Origin of the sequence: Streptomyces sp. NPDC017936 (assembly GCF_044328485.1) — a bacterium.
In the GTDB taxonomy this organism is placed as follows: Bacteria; Actinomycetota; Actinomycetes; order Streptomycetales; family Streptomycetaceae; genus Streptomyces.
Genome location: NZ_JBIRHK010000024.1, coordinates 64,051 through 79,467 on the forward strand (window position 1 = coordinate 64,051; position 15,417 = coordinate 79,467).

Annotated in this window: 10 protein-coding genes and 2 pseudogenes; 11 read left to right on the forward strand and 1 reads right to left on the reverse strand. The window is 68.6% G+C overall.

Features of this window, described 5'->3' with window-relative positions:
- The first annotated feature begins 403 nt into the window (after positions 1-403).
- Genes ACH4F6_RS36010 through ACH4F6_RS36020 form a run of 3 tightly spaced genes read left to right on the forward strand, consistent with a single transcriptional unit; the run spans position 404 to position 3,733 of the window.
- Complete coding sequence (locus ACH4F6_RS36010) at positions 404-886, forward strand: DNA-binding protein (RefSeq protein WP_397964608.1); 483 nt, start codon at positions 404-406, stop codon at positions 884-886.
- Positions 887-911: 25 nt separating this feature from the next.
- Complete coding sequence (locus ACH4F6_RS36015; protein WP_397964610.1) at positions 912-3,011, forward strand: hypothetical protein; 2,100 nt, start codon at positions 912-914, stop codon at positions 3,009-3,011.
- Complete coding sequence (locus tag ACH4F6_RS36020) at positions 3,011-3,733, forward strand: helix-turn-helix domain containing protein (protein ID WP_397964611.1); 723 nt, start codon at positions 3,011-3,013, stop codon at positions 3,731-3,733. The genes ACH4F6_RS36015 and ACH4F6_RS36020 overlap by 1 nt, the downstream gene beginning before the upstream one ends.
- A 483-nt stretch (positions 3,734-4,216) precedes the next feature.
- Here ACH4F6_RS36020 and ACH4F6_RS36025 read toward each other — a convergent pair whose 3' ends face one another.
- Complete coding sequence (locus ACH4F6_RS36025) at positions 4,217-4,987, reverse strand: hypothetical protein (protein ID WP_397964613.1); 771 nt, start codon at positions 4,985-4,987, stop codon at positions 4,217-4,219.
- 415 nt (positions 4,988-5,402) lie between these two features.
- Here ACH4F6_RS36025 and ACH4F6_RS36030 point away from each other — a divergent pair, with 415 nt between their 5' ends.
- The 8 genes and pseudogenes from ACH4F6_RS36030 to ACH4F6_RS36065 all read left to right on the forward strand — a co-directional run bounded on the left by ACH4F6_RS36030 (position 5,403) and on the right by ACH4F6_RS36065 (position 15,322).
- Positions 5,403-5,666 (forward strand): helix-turn-helix transcriptional regulator, encoded by a 264-nt coding sequence (locus ACH4F6_RS36030; RefSeq protein WP_397964615.1) that lies wholly within the window; start codon positions 5,403-5,405, stop codon positions 5,664-5,666.
- 171 nt (positions 5,667-5,837) lie between these two features.
- Positions 5,838-6,704: a DUF6083 domain-containing protein gene (locus tag ACH4F6_RS36035; RefSeq protein ID WP_397964616.1), complete on the forward strand. Its 867-nt coding sequence runs from the start codon at positions 5,838-5,840 to the stop codon at positions 6,702-6,704.
- A gap of 2 nt (positions 6,705-6,706) precedes the next feature.
- A complete protein-coding gene (locus ACH4F6_RS36040; protein ID WP_397964617.1) occupies positions 6,707-7,183 on the forward strand; it encodes a hypothetical protein in 477 nt (158 codons plus the stop codon).
- Entirely contained in the window at positions 7,180-8,769 is a 1,590-nt protein-coding gene (locus tag ACH4F6_RS36045) for a UvrD-helicase domain-containing protein (protein ID WP_397964618.1), read from the forward strand. Before ACH4F6_RS36040 ends, ACH4F6_RS36045 begins: the two co-directional genes overlap by 4 nt.
- A gap of 919 nt (positions 8,770-9,688) precedes the next feature.
- Complete coding sequence (locus ACH4F6_RS36050; RefSeq protein ID WP_397964619.1) at positions 9,689-9,898, forward strand: DUF6417 family protein; 210 nt, start codon at positions 9,689-9,691, stop codon at positions 9,896-9,898.
- A gap of 180 nt (positions 9,899-10,078) precedes the next feature.
- Positions 10,079-10,876 (forward strand): annotated as a pseudogene (locus ACH4F6_RS36055) (IS5 family transposase).
- Between the two features lie 22 nt (positions 10,877-10,898).
- A pseudogene (locus tag ACH4F6_RS36060) lies at positions 10,899-11,078 on the forward strand (GNAT family N-acetyltransferase); the annotation flags it as partial.
- Positions 11,079-11,188: 110 nt separating this feature from the next.
- Positions 11,189-15,322 carry an NACHT domain-containing protein gene (locus ACH4F6_RS36065; RefSeq protein WP_397964621.1) on the forward strand — a complete coding sequence of 1,378 codons (4,134 nt, stop codon included), beginning with the start codon at positions 11,189-11,191 and terminating at the stop codon, positions 15,320-15,322.
- Positions 15,323-15,417: the final 95 nt, after the last annotated feature.

Below are 15,417 nucleotides of genomic sequence, written 5' to 3' on the forward strand. Positions count from 1 at the left end.
CCCGCTTCGAGGTGAAGGTCGCCCGGGTGAGGCCCGCATGGGCCGGCAGTCAGGATCGTTGCCGCCTGCGCCCGCTCCCGTCACATGCTGCGTCGTCGGCTCGTGGACGGCAGGTCAGAGGGTCCGCCCCTCATGCCGATCCTCCTGTCGCCGCCAGTTTCCCGGTCGCACCCCCCTGAATCCATGCACTGCAACAGGTACACAAGCACTCTTTGACGCCTCTTCGCCCAACCACTTAGGGTGAGTCCCAAATCAGATAACGGAGTGCGCTTGAGGAGAGGGGGTGGACATGCTTGTGACGACCGGGCAGGCAGCCGAAGAACTTGGCTGTGCCATCACGACCTTCCGACGCCTCGTGCACGCCGGACTGCTCCCCGGGCTCTCCCGGCGAGGAGTGCGCGTCATGATCCCCTTCAGCGTCGTACAGGCCCTCAGCGCGCGCCGCCATGCCCCCCTGCACCAGCTGGACACCCAGGAGATCGCTGTGCTGCGCGTGGACACGGCCCAGCCCGCTGATGAATCTGACCGCGACTGGATTGGCTTCGCCGCCACCCTCACCCCCGACACCCTCCTCAAAGCGTTGCGCGGCTGGTGGCGGTGCGATCCGGCGAGCGTGGCAGCCGGGGGAGTGCTGCCCGTCACTTTGTCCGGCTACGTGGTGGCGGTGCTGACCGGGCTCGAGCGCTGGGAGAAAAACACCGAGGGCCGTCACGCCTTCCCTGAAGCCCGCCTGGCCGGCCACGTCACCGACCTGGTCACCCCCCGCACATCGATCACGTCCAGCCTCGACAGCGACCGCCGGCTCGCCGAGCTGCTGCTGGGTACCAGACTCGCCTCCCACTCGGGCGGGGCCATCGCCTACCTGAACACCCGCACTGCTGGCTGACACTGGCCCGGACAAGGAAACCCCGATGGACGCACAGAGCTACAACGCCACGCTCGCCGATCTGCGCACCGTGCGGGATGCGATCAAGAAGGCTCGGGCGGAACTGGCGAAGCTGGAAGCCGACCGGAACAAGAAGATCGTTCAGCTGTCTTCCTACGAGAAGGCGAAGGCAGAGCGGATCGCCCCCGCGGCCGGACTGGGCGTAGCCGACGTCGTCGCCCTCGTCCCCGCCCTGGCGCTCGACAGCCTTCCCGGAAATGACGCCCCGCACCCGTCGGCCGCCGAACCGTCCACGGCCCACGCCGCTGCCGAACCCGCACCGCCCTCGCCACAACCGACAGCCGCTGCCCCCGCGATGATCACCGCTGCCCCGCACTCGGCTCTCACACCGGTTCCGACCCGAACCGCCGCTCCCGAACCGCCCACAGCAACTGAGGTCCCTCGAGAACTGCCCGCCATCCCCGCGGGCACGAGTGGAGATGCCTGGTTCTCCCATGCCACCGGCCTAGCCTCCACCCGGCCCAACTTCACCCAGCAGGCCCGCTCCACCGTCTTCCTCGACACCACGACCGGCGTCCTGGTCCACCGCAACCAGACCCACCGCCTCGACCTCGGTACCGCCACCGCAGCCGACATCCTCACCGCCGTCTTCCACGCCATCCCCGAGGGAGTGGAGCGGATCTACATCACCGCCGGCGACCCCTGGCACCGCGACGCCGACCGCTACCCCTACCTGCGCGACGCCGTCGCCGCCTGGCTCAACGCACCGGTCCCGGGCTGGCGTACCGACACCGGCCGCGGCCGTGACCGGATGGCCGGGCACTTCGCGCACGCCCGCAACCCCGTCGGCCGCTACCAGCGCCAGAACGCAGACAGCCACGTGGAGATCCGCTCGGTAGGGGAGTGGTTCGACCTCGACGGCGACGACCCGCACACCGTCCGCGACGCCTTCGTGCTGCTGTGGCAGGTCCTGCGCCGCCACTGGAACGACGCAGTGCTCATGGGTTCCCCGTCCCAGACCGGCCGCGATCTGTGGACCCGCACCATCCCCACCCGCGGCCAGCACTCCGACGGCTTCCCCGTGCTGTCAGAAGAACTGCGCGGCCTGCTGCACGCCACCGCGGGCCAGGGCCGCAACGAACTCATCACCCCGCCCCGCGTCCCCGAACAACTGCCGCAGCTCGTCGAATACGACCGCACCTTCGCCTACGCCAAACACACCTGGAAGTCCCCGGTCGGCACCCCCCGCCGCATCACCGCGCACGCCTTCGCCGCCTGGTCCGAAAAGGAACAGATCCGCGCCCTGTACGGGTGCGGGCACTGGCAGATCCGTGTCACCGTCCCCGACGGCTGGAACCACGTCGGCCTCCTGCCCGCCCCCGCACCCGGCGACCGCGCCTGGCACTACCCGGCCGAGCCCGGCACCACCTTCACCACCTGGGCCGGCGGCCCCGAGATCCACACCGCCCTGACCAACCCGATCCAGCCGTGGAAGATCGAGATCCTCGACGGCATCCTGTGGGAGGACGGCAAACCCCTCGACGACTGGGCCAAGAAACTCAAGGAGACCTGGACCAGCCTCTCCGCCCAGGCTCACTTCCACGGCGACCCCCAGCAGGCCCGCGCCGCTCACCTCGCCTCCCGCGCGGTGCGCTCCATCCTGCTGTACGGCATCGGCTCCTTCGCCCAGCGGCCCCGCATGGTCACCGGCACCACCCCCCGCACCATGGAGCGCGACGTGCCCGCGGACGCCGAGATCATCGGCTTCGACGACGAGCAGATCACCTGGCAGAAACCCACCGGCTTCAGCCGTGACCCCAACGCCCACCCCGAATGGGCCGCCGCGATCTGGTCCGGAGCCCGCGCCGCCCTGCTCACCCAGCGCCACCGCGACGACAACACCTACGCAGGCGCCCTGTACACCCCGCCCGGCAGCGTCATCGCCTTCCGCACCGACGCCCTCTACCTCACACAGCCCCAGAACTGGCCCTACCACCACCAGCCCGGCGACTACCTTCTGCGCGGACAGCTCACCGGTCCTGTGGCGGCGCCCACCACCGAGGAAGAGCTCCTGACGCTGCGCAACGCCGGGCGTGCCGCCCTCACCACCGGCCAGGAGAGCTGATGCCGCGCCGCCCCCGCTCCCACCGCCCGCGTAGCCAGGGCGAGTTGAACGAAGCAGCCCGCCTAGCCGACCGGCTCCAACAGGCCGGCTACACCAAACGCGACATCGCCCGCATCATCGGCCGCGACCCGTCCCTGGTCTCGCAGTTCTACACCAAGAACAAGGGAGCGGCGTTTGTCACCGCATTGCGCCACGTCCTGGCCGCCGTCGAAACCGGCGGCATCACCGAACTGCCCGAACTCGCCTCCATCGCCGCCCGCCACACCACCCGCCGCACCACCTCCTCCGGAGCCCGCGCCCGGGTCCGCAGCAAAGCCGTCCTGATCACCCCCACCGGCTCCGGCACCGGACGCGTCGGCGCCCAGGCCATCGCCTCCGGTTCCGCGCGGCTTCGCCCTCTGATCGCCGAAGCCGCCCGCCGCGGCTTGCGCCTGGCCTTCACCGTCCGCCTCGCGAAGACCGCCTACGTCCACCCCTCCGGCAGCCGCACCGACTCACCCGGCGTCCGCCGCGACGTCATCCAGCGCGCCGACCACACCGAGGAACGCTCCTACGGCTCCGCACAGACAGGAGGCTACGGCGCTGCCGACTTCGCCCGCCGCGTGGACGCCACCGGCGGAGACGTGACCGCCGCCGTCCACCAGTGGCTTGTGGAAACCGGCCGGATCCGCCCCGGCGCCCAGATCATCCATCTCGAAGTCCGCACCTGGCGGCCACGCTGAACAGTCCCCCCTGCGGCCGAAGCACAGCTCACTGCCGCAGCAGAACCCGGTCCACGGTCCACCATCCCCTGACCAGCCGGCTGATCAAAGACGGCCGCAACGCCTCGACGGCAGGAGCAGACGCCGGGGGGAAAGACGCTGCTGTCCGCGGCTGCGGACCATCCCGGCTGCCGGCGGACGGTGATGCTGCGGCGGCTGCAAGGCGCTGCACACTGCCTTCCACCCTCAGGTACCAGGCGGGACATGTACACGTTTTGGGCGCCGGACTCCTCTACCTGGTGACTGCACATCGAGCGCCTGGAGGCCAACATGGTGGCAGAGCAATGGAGTTGGCTGACAGTGGGCGCATGTGCTGCACTGCCTGGTGCTGTGGGAGCGGCAGTGGATACCGCACCACATCTGTGGTGCAGCGATAGCACGGAAGACGCCCGCATTGTTCTCCGGCAGCTGGCTGAGACATGACCGGCGTAGTGCGGTAGTAGGTCAGCGCGCAGGGGCACTTCCCGTACGGCGAATGTGCCGGTGATGCGAAGCCGGCTGCCAGTGCACTTCGTCGGTGTCCCGACGGTGGTGCCACGCTGCCAGGGTGCGGCCGGCTACGAGCCGATCGAGGAGCTCTTCGGTCTGCCGTGACGAGTGCCCGCACAGACGGGTGACGACGGCCATGTCGGCAGCGGTGGCGTCCGGGCTGGTGTGCACGGCCAGCACCAAGGCGGTCAGACGTTCTGCCGGTGCTGCTGTCACCGGCACGGTCAAGACGGTGGGGTGCAGGGCCCAGTGGGCGGCGCGCCGGCGGGCGCTGCGGCTCGGTGCCTGATCCCCAACCGCGTCATCGAGCAGCCGGACCTGCAAGAACGCCGCCCGGTGATCGACGAGGTCGAGCCAGCCGTCCCGGACCAGCTCCTGCCACACCTCCGTGCGCCGGTACAGACGCATACCGCGCAGCAGCCCGGCCGGAAGCCGGGCAACACCGTACGCGTCGGCGCGCAGAGCGCACTGCAGGGCCAGGAGCCGGGCGGCGGGTGAGGTGACGCAGCCGAGTGCGGATGCGAGGTAGGTGAGCATCTCCCGCACTCGCCGAGGCTCGTCGCAGCCAAAGGGCCGGGCTGAGGCAGGAGGGGCGACCGGCCGGTGAGGGCTGAGCAGCGTGTCCGGCACGGCGGCGGTGTAGCTGGTCGCCGCCGCGCATGCCGCGCAGGCGTCAGCCAGCCGCCAGCGGCGGCCGCTGCGGTCCCGCGTGAGGGCGAGCAGCACCGGGCCGGCGCATCCGCGGTGCCGCGGGTGCCATGTGCAGCCCCGTTCGCGGCACTGGCAGGTCCGCAGGTGCGGGGGGAGCGCATCGGCGCGGGCGTGGCAGGCCAGGTGCGCCAGTGCCGCAGACCGCGCGGAGGAGGCTGGGCAGACAAGCGGATGGACGGTGCAGTGAGGGCAGACGAGACGGGGGCCGCCCGCCCGGGAACGCAGTTCCACCATCCAGACACGCCGCACTGCCGCGCCGCCGAGTCTCATCGGCTGCTCGTCCTCCCTGTCTGCGTTGACCGATGCCCAGGCCGTGTGAGCCCCAGGCGCGCTGGTGCAGATTCCCGCCCTGCAAACGCCACCCCGACCCGGGCAGATAGTGCAGAAGTCTGCACTGACAGGGCAGGGTTCTGCACCGTCGGATGGTGGGGTGACGATCTTGCCGCCCGACCCCGACTTCACCGCACTGCGCGTCGAACTCGCGCGCCTGCGGGGCGAGCGCGGCTGGACCTACGACGAGCTCGCCGACCGCAGCGGCCTGGCCAGGCGCACCCTCATCGACCTTGAACACGGCCGGACCACCGGCAGCCTCACCACCTGGCACACCCTCGCCCACACCTTCGACGTGCCCGTCGAACACCTCCTGGGCACCCTGTGCACCGACCACAATCCACCCGGCGACCGCACCGCCTGAACCCGCTCTGCCCGCCGCATCCAACGGCACTCCCGATTCACCCGAACCGGTGAGCAAGCATCGAACCTTTCAGCGCATCCCCGACCACGTGTTCGGACCCTCTGCGCCATCCGGAGGACACAGCCGCCGCCGCGTTGCCCGCCCTCACACCCGGGCTGGCACCTTCCCGCCATGCACCCGGACCCCGCCTCCACCGGACGCCACTGGGACGGCAGCCCCCGCCGCACCCGTCCCCGCCGCCCGCTGCGGATCGCCGACCACAGCCCCAGCCGCCTGCTGCGCGCCGGACAGACCAGCCCCTGCCGTTTCTGCGGCCACCGCACCGATTGGTACCAGCGCCCCGACGGCCGCCCCATCGCCCTGCACCCGGCGGAACTCGCCACCACCGACGTTCCCGAAGCCTGCCGCTGGCACCTCAACAGCGGCATCGCCTATCCCCACGACGACGGCAGCGGCTGGTGCCGCATCCCGCACGCCGTACTTTGCCCCGGCAGAGTCTGCCTGGCACGCACCGGCCCACGCCTCGAGCCGCTCCGGCGCCAGCTCGCCGTCCGCACCCGCCGCATGACCGACATCGGCGCCTTCACCCCCGCGCCCTCTACTCCTGCGACACCGCCCCCGCGCACCGACCGCGCCCTTCCCCTCCGTCCCGTCGTCCGTATCCTCCTCACCCCCTACCTCGCCGACAGCCCGATCCCAGACATCCGCTGCATCGCCCAGACCCGCCACCGCCACCGCTGCACCCACCCCGTACACGACCCCCGCCTCCCGGGCGGCCGCTGGAGACTGCTGCGCACCAGCCCAGAGCACGGCCAACTCACCGTGCCGGCACAGCTGATGGCCGTCTACGACCTCGGTCGCCTCCCCTACACCGAACAACTGCGCTGGCGCGCCCAGCACTGTCCCGCCCACGCAGCCGCCCCCGGCGCCGCCGACCTCGCCCTGACCGGATGGCAGGCCTTCGACCCTCTCCTGCACGCAGCACACATCCACACCCACCTCCCGCACGCTGCGCACCCCCACAGCACAAGGAGGTGACGATGCCGCACCATGCCCTGGAAATCATCCTGACCCGCCCCCTCTCCCCGGCAGCCCTGCACCGCGCCGCCCGCAGGCTGCCGCTCGCCGCCAACCACGACGCCACCCGCCTCATGGCCCTTCTGCCCGCCAAGACCCCCCACCGAGCCGCCCGCCGACTGCGCCACCGGCTCGGCGAGCAGCTGCCCATCGACGTGATCACCACGCACTATCCCGACACCGACAACAAAGTCCTGCTCAACGTCGCCTTCCCGCCCACCTTGCACGCCGCCCTCGCAGCCCAAGCCCGCCGCGAAGGCCAGAGCCCCGAACGAGCAGTGGAACTGGCCCTACAGCGGAGCCTGGCCGAACACGCCGACCAGGAAATCGACCGCCTCGGCCAGGCGGTGCGCCAGCTGCTGGCCCACACCACCCCCGCCTACCTGCTGTCCGCCGTCGGGCACGTGCTCACCCGCCTCCCTGAAAGCCGCACGACATGAAGCCCACCGACGAACAGATGGCAGCAGCCGACGCCTTCCACGCCGGCCACCACCTAGCCCTTCAGGCCGGCGCCGGCACCGGAAAAACCACCACCCTCGCCCTGCTCGCCCGCGCCACCAAACGCCGCGGCCGCTACCTCGCCTACAACCGCGCCATCGCCCAGGACGCCACCGGCCGCTTCCCGAAGAACGTCCTGTGCAAGACCGCCCACGCCCTGGCCTACGCCGCCGTCGGCCACCGCTACACCCGTCGCCTGAACGCCCCCCGCCGCCCGGCCTGGCAGACCGGACAGGCCCTCGGCCTTACCAAAGCCCTCCGCATCGGCGAACGCGACGTCACCCAAAAAGCACTCTCCAACGCCACTCTGCGCACCGTGATGCATTTCTGCCACACCGCCGACGACAAGATCACCCGCCACCACGTCCCCCATCTGCGCGGCCTGGAAGACAAAGACCTCCACACCCAGCTCGCCGCCCACATCGTGCCCTTCGCCCGCAAAGCCTGGACCGACCTGCAGCACCCCGACGACGGCGCGGTCCGCTTCGACCACGACCACTACCTGAAAATCTGGGCCCTCACCCAGCCGCACCTCGACGCCGACTTCCTGCTGCTAGACGAGGCCCAGGACACCAACCCCGTCGTCGAACAGATCTTCCTCAACCAGCGCGACCACGCCCAGCTGGTCATGGTCGGCGACTCCGCCCAGGCCATCTACCACTGGCGCGGCGCCAAGGACGTCATGACCGGCTTCGACGGCACCCAGCTCGCCCTGTCGCAGTCCTTCCGCTTCGGCCCCGACCTCGCCGCGGAAGCCAACCGCTGGCTTCACCTCGCCGACGCCCCGATCCGCCTAACCGGCACCCCCACCGTGCCCACCGAACTCGGACCCGTCGCCCGCCCGGACGCCGTGCTGTGCCGCACCAATACCGGCGCCATGGCCCAAGTCATGGCCCTCATGGCCGCCGGACACTCCGTCGCCCTGGCTGGGGGAGGGGACAGCCTGCGCGCCCTGGCCCTCGCCGCCCGCGACCTGAAGGAAGGCCGCCGCACCCACCACCCCGAACTGATCCTCTTCCCCTCCTGGGGCGACCTGCAGGACTACGCCGCCCACGACCCGGCCGGACGCGACCTGCAGGCCCTGGTCAACCTCGTCGACACCCACGGCACCGACGCCATCCTCACCGCCGTCGACCGCCTCGTCCCCGAACCGCATGCTCAGGTCACCGTCTCCACCGCTCACAAAGCCAAGGGACGCGAATGGCCCTGCGTGCTGATCGCCGACGACTTCAACCGCACCCACGACAGTCACGCAGACGTTCCGGCAACGCCCGACCCCATCGACGACGCCGAAGCCCGCCTGGCCTACGTGGCTGTCACCCGAACCCGCCAGCGCCTGGACCTAGGCGGCCTGTCCTGGATCCACGACCACCCCGACGGCCACCACGACCTGCCAGAACCGTCCTCACAAAAGAGGATCCTGTCCGGGAACATCTGCCGAGCGCGCACGGTTGAAAAGAACGTGGTTGTGGAGGGGACAGTGTCCCCGGGCCTCACCTATTGCCTGCAGGGACGATCGTTCGGCTGAAGCCCTGCAGAGCCTTTCGCCGCGTAGGCGACCGCCCTTCACGATCACACAAACTGTCCCGCCCCGCTCCGGTTGTACACCGGGCGGGGCGGGCTGCTGAAACAACCCGGCTTGTCGAGGTCTAGAGGGCCGGCTCACAGCTCATGGTCTGGTCGGGACAAGCAGCGGCCAGATCGTTGAGGGCGGCCAGTCCGACGTTATCGGCGGCCAGGTACCAGCAGAGTTTGGTGGCGACCCACTCGGCAGCGCAGCGGCAGTACATGTCGGCGATAGGTGGAAGCCACTGGGTGGGGTCCTGATCGGCCTTGCCGCGGTTAGGGCAGGCGGTGACCACGACAAGCTACTGAGACGAGCCCTGGTCGTTGGCGCAGGCCTCACGACACTCGGCACTTCACGCGGACGCGCCTGCATCTCAAGCCTCGGCGAGCGAAACCTTGTGACCAATGTCCACCCCGAAGCCAAGGTCACCCAGGCCGCGTCGTAATACGAGAACCAGCCTTCGCCCGTCAAGCGGCGACCCGGCAGCACGGCGAGGCCTCAATGGTCTCGGCGATGAGGAGGTCGGCGCGAGTGCTGCAGCGTTGGCTAGATCATCGCCAGGGTTCCAGAGACAGAAGCTGTCGCGGCTGTAGCCGTCACGGGATTCGGCGTCCAGGGGTAGACGAATGACGGCCTCGACCAGCGGCAGGGTTTCCGCAGCGGGGAGACGGTAACGGGTAGGAGGGCGAGGACGGTGACGGGGAAGCCGCGCAGCACGATGATGCCCCTGTGCTGTTGAGAGAGGCCCAGACAGACCCGATACGGGTCACAGCCGGGGACGTCACTCGTGTAAGACAATGGTCGTACCGCACAGGTCCGTCCGCCCTGCACTGGCTGCTGCGCCCGTGACTGGCGAGGGAACTGTCCCGTTGCCAAGGGCATGGACGACTGTGAGTACCTCGACCTGGATGAGATCGAGTTCGCGCCGGTGGATCACACGGCAGAGCGGCTGGCGCTGCTAACGCTGGAGGAGGCGCACGACCTGTTAAGGCTGCTGCTGACGGTTGAGCAGGAGGGGAAAGAACCGCTGTCGCGGGAGGCGAACCGACTGGCGAAAGAGATCGCCGCGCGTATCCCTTTCGAGAACTGAACCGTCCTCATCGCCGCCCGTACGTGCGCTCCGACGGAACGCCAGTACACGGACAGGCCTTCCACCTTGATCGTGGACACCTCGACACTGGATCTTGAGTCCAGGGAGAGGAGTCCCAGGTGGGGACCTATAACAGGTCATCTCATTTGGCCTGTTCGATAGTCTGCCGATGTGGGGATCATGGAGCGGCTGGTGCCGGATGAGCTGTGGGAGTTGTTCCAGCGGGTGGTGCCAGAGGCGCCGACCCGTCCGCAAGGCGGTGGCCGACGCCGGCACGGAGACCGGGAAGTACTGGCCGCGATCGTGTTCGTCGCGACGTCGGGCTGCACGTGGCAGCAGCTGCCGTCCGCTTCGTTCGGGCCGTCGGGCGCCACGGCCCACCGCCGGTTCACGGAGTGGTCGAAGGCCCGGGTGTGGGCCAGGCTCCACCGCCTGGTCCTCGACGAGCTTGGTTCCCGCGGCGAGCTGGACTGGTCCCGCTGCGCGATCGACTCGGTGAACATGAGGGCCCTGAAAAGGGGGAACTGACAGGCCCGAATCCTGTGGACCGGGGCAAGTACGGCTCGAAGATCCACTTGATCACCGGGCGGACCGGTCTGCCCCTGTCCGTCGGCATCTGCGGTGCCAACGTCCACGACAGCCAGGCCCTGATCCCGTTGGTGCAGGGCATACCGTCGATCCGCTCCCGGCATGGCCGACGGCGGCGCAGGCCAGGCAAGCTCCGCGGCGACAAGGGTTACGGCTACAACCACCTGCGGCGATGGTTACGCGGCCGACGCATCACACCCCGGATCGCCCGCAAAGGGGACGGACTCCAGCCAGCGGCCGGACCGACACCGCTGGACCATCGAACGCACCATGGCCTGGCTCGCCGGATGCCGACGCCTCCACCGACGCTACGAACGCAAAGCCAGCCACTTTCTGGCCTTCACCAGCATCGCCTGCACCCTCATCTGCTACCGCCGGCTCACCAAATGAGATGACTTGTAAGGCATTCCCCTTGGCTGGGTTCATCGCCGTCTCATACTCCAACTGGAACCGCCGGCTGACCATCGAGGACATCGCAGTTGCCCCACAGCATCGGGGCCGGGGAGTAGGCCGCGCGCTGATGGAACTCGCGAAGGAGTTCGTCCGCGAGCGGGATGCCAGCCACCTCTGGCTGGAAATTACCAACATCAACCAGAACTTGAGCCAGAATCCGTTCTCTTATGGACAAAGCCACCCTGTGGCTGACCTGTCCCACCGGGTACCGCACCGATGACGTTGCAACGTGTCGGAGACAATGACGGGATGCGATACGCATGGCGACGGGCCCTGGAAGCTCTGCCTGTTAAGGAACTGGACCAGCAGCAGGTTGTCGAGCGCCAACCGCGTGTGGGCGAAGAGACGTACTTCGGCGACGTTCGGGACGTTCCCGTGGTGGTGGTACTGGGGGAGCGGGGCTGCGGCAAGTCAGTCGCGTTCGAGCAGGAACTCTCCTGCCTGCTCGATGATGCAACCCCTGCGACGCTGATCCACCTCGGTCAGGACGTGTATGACACGGCGACCGCGAGTGCATGCCTGCGCCACCATCTGAACCCCGAGGGCGACGGAACATGTCATGTGCTGCTGGACGGCCTGGACGAGGGTCTGAGTGATATCCCAGCGCTCGACAAGGTGCTGCTGACCCAGCTCCGTGCCCTGTCTCCGGGGAAACGGCGCCAGCTCCGGCTGCGGATCGCCTGCCGTACGACCCGGTGGCCAGAAAACCTAGAGAGAGGCCTGCGGGACCTGTGGCCGGAGCCAGGGCAGATCGCGATGGTGACACTGGCCGCCCTCAGCCAAGCCGACGCCCAGTACGCCGTCGACCAGAGCGGCCTGGACGGGGCCGCGTTCATGGAGCATGTCCTCAGCCGGGGTCTGCAGGCTCTCGCGCAGCAGCCAGCCACCTTAATTCCCCTCATCACGGCTCAGACAGAGGGACGAGAGCTGCCCACCACGGTGGCGGAGGCCTTCGCGCAAGCCTGCCGCACGCTGTGCACCGAGACCTGGTCACAGAACTTCTCACAGCGCCAGGAACGGCCCCCGGTGGACCATCTCCTCGACGTGGCCCGCTGGGCTGCGGCCGCCCTGCAGTTCAGCCGGTGCGCCGCGCTCGCCGACGGTGCCCGCCCCGGCCCAGGGGTACTACACCTGGACACCCTGTGCGGAGATCATGTGCCAGGAATCGACGGGGCAACGGCGTGCGGCCGGCATGAGCTGCTCCACCTCACAGAGTCAGGTCTCCTGGCTCCGGTGGGCCAGCGCAGATGGGTGTTCGCACACCGAAGCCTGCAGGAGCACCTGGCTGCTGAATACCTAGCAACGGCAGTGGAGCCAGCCGTGCGCGGCGAGTTGCTGTGGGCCGGAACCGGCCAGGCCCGCCACATCATGCCTGAGCACCAAGAGATAGCCGCCCGCCTGGCCGTCATCGACGACGCACTCTTCGACGCTCTCCTCAAGCACGACCCGTACATCCTGCTCCTGGCCGACCTCCAGGCCCTGCCCACAGAGCACCGCCGAAGGGCAGCCCAGGCAATACTTGAGTCGGTACCGGACCAGGAGCCCTACCGCATCGGCTGGGACCAACTCGACCGGCTGAACCATCCGGACCTCGCCCCGCAACTACAGCCATTCCTGGCACCGCAGTCAGACCCGGACCAGCGCTACCTCGCTCTATGGGTCATGGGGAAGTGCCAGCCTGCCGGCCTGACCCCACACCTGCTGACCGTCGCAGAGGATACGAACGCGCCCACCCGCATCCGCGCCTTCGCCCTCCACGTCCTGCACGAGGCCGAGGACCCTGCGGCTGTAGCCCGACTGCGCACCCTGGCATCCGATCCCAAGCCAAGCGTTGCCGGCGCAGCCCTCGAGCACCTGTGGCCGCACCACCTGTCCCTCACCGACTACCTCGACTTGCTGCCCGACCTCGATGAATGGCCCTGGCGCCTCACCCTCGACAGACTGGACAAGATCGTCGGCCAGGCCAGCGACCTCCTCGACTGGTCCCTCAAGGCACTGAAAGAGAAAAGCCCCAAGGCCGCCATAGCAGCCACGGTGCTGGCCACCTGCATCACCCAGCTGAGCCGCATCCCCACACAGCCGAACCCCCTGTTGGAACAACGGGCCGGACAAGCCCTCGTGGAACTCGCAGCCGACCGCGAACTCGCCTACCGCACCGACGCGCGCACCGCCTTCGAGTCCCTCAACAACGCCCTGCACAGCGCCCCGGAACTGCGCCGCCGCCTCGCCTCATACGTACTGCAGCACAGCGACCCGGATAACGTGCTGCATTTTGCCCACCAGAATCCGGACACGGGCTTGTTCCCCGACGAAGATCTCCTGCACTGGGCCACCGCCTGGCCCACCCTGCCCCAGAAAACACGTACCGCGGCACGCCCTCTCATCAGCCACCGCCCACGACCTGAGGACACCGCACTGCGCCAGGCCGTCAATGAGGCCCGGCAGACGGACGAGGACCTGAAACGGGCCACAGCCTGGTGGGACGGACCAGAGCCCGAATGGCAGCGCCGCAGCCGCCAACGCCAGGAAGACGAACGCCGCCGCAACACCTTCGACGAGCACGCACTGCGCACCGCCTTGCAGACAGCGCAGTCAGCCGGCCCGGACACGGTGCGGGAAGCATGGCTCGCTGTTCTAGGCCACCTGCACCGCACCACCGACGGCACACGCCCCCCAAACCCGCCCACGTCCCAGCCTTTGATCAACGCAGTCACCCAAGCGCCATCCTTACCCGCCCCAGCCAGCGACCTGTACGAAGAACTGACCAGGACCGCACTGCACGTGCTGGCCACGGTCCCCGTGTGGAACAGCCAGGACATGGACCCCTGGGGGCCGAACGTCACCGATGTACCAGAAGTGACGGCCTTGGGATTCGTCTCTTTTGACGAGGCATGCACCATCCTCGGTCACAATCAGTCCATCCGCTGGGCCGGCTGGGCCGTGGCTCTGGTCACGATGACGTCCCGATCACAGGAGACCACACAGCACCGCACTCTCCTGCTGCACTGCGTCCAACAGGCCGGCCCTGCCTTCAATGCCGTACTGGAACCATGCCTCGACGTACTCGACACCCATCGTCTTGCCGAAGTGGTCCGCACTCTTGCGCAACTGCCGCTGCCATCAGCCTGCAGCATCATTCAGCGCTGGGCGACTGCCCCAGGCCAGCCAGCTGAATCCTGGGCCACAGCGCTGGCCGCACTGGCCCACCACGGCCACACAACAGCGCAAACACTCCTGACCGAAGCGGTGCAGGCAAGCCCCTACGGGGATCCTCACCAGCAGGAACGCTGGATCAGGGCCGTATGCATCGTGATGTCCTTTGACGTTCTGCTCGGGCTGTGGCCCACCATCCGTCGTCATTTCGACGATGCCCCGGAGCTTTGGGACGAAGTCATCGGCCGTACTGCCGCACATCTCACCCTCCAGCACCACTGGCCCGACGGCGTGGCCGTGCTCGGCGAAGCCGATCTCGCCGACCTCCACCGCCGCCTGCACAAACGAGAAGAACTCCAACGGCCCCGCCCCCAACACGAGCCCGGCGTCGCCTACTCCATCACCACGACCGACCGACTCCACGACCTCGCCGACAGTCTCCTCCAGCTGATAGCAGACAAGCGCACCCAGGCCGCAGCCGACCAGCTCCTCGCCCTGACAGACTCCATGCCGCACCACGCCCGCCGCCTGCGCCGGCTGTCACTGCGCACCATGCGCCAAGCCGCCGAACGCCAGCTGCAGCCCCTGACAGCCGACCAGCTCCGACGACTTGCAGACGATCATAGGAAGCGCGTGATCAGCGACGAGGCCCACCTCCTCGACGTCATCATGGAATCTTTGGACAGCGTCCAGGAAGCCCTCTCGGCGCCGAACGGACTAGCGACCCTCTTGTGGAACCGCAGCGCAGCAGCTGCCGGCAGCTCTTCCTGGTGGCCGATGTGGGAAGAAGACTTCAGCGACCTGGTGACCGGTCTGCTGAGGATGCAGCTTGAGCACCGGCGCGTCATCCTCAACCGTGAAGTGCAAGTCAACCGCCCCGGCGTCGGTGGAGGAGGCCGCACCGACATCCACATCCAGGCCGTCACCGCCCCGGATGACCCGGCCCCAGTCACGGTTGTCATCGAGTGCAAGGGATGCTGGAACCCCACACTGCCCACGGCACTGACCGACCAGCTGGTAGCCCGCTACCTGCGCCACCCCCGCACGGCCGGCATCCTCCTGGTCGGATTCTTCGACTGCGACATCTGGGACGCCGACAGACGGCCGACCTGCTCCCCGACTCACAGCCGAGAGCAGATCGAACAGGAACAGCACAAACAAGCCGCAGCCCACCAACTTCCCGTGCAGGCCAAGGTGCTGGACTGCAGGCCACCAGGGCAGCAGACCTGACCATGAGAACTCACCGCCCGAACCGTCACCTTCCCGCCCGCCTGCCAGTCATTGGAAGCACAGGAACACTGCCGCTGATCACCAAGCGCCAGAGC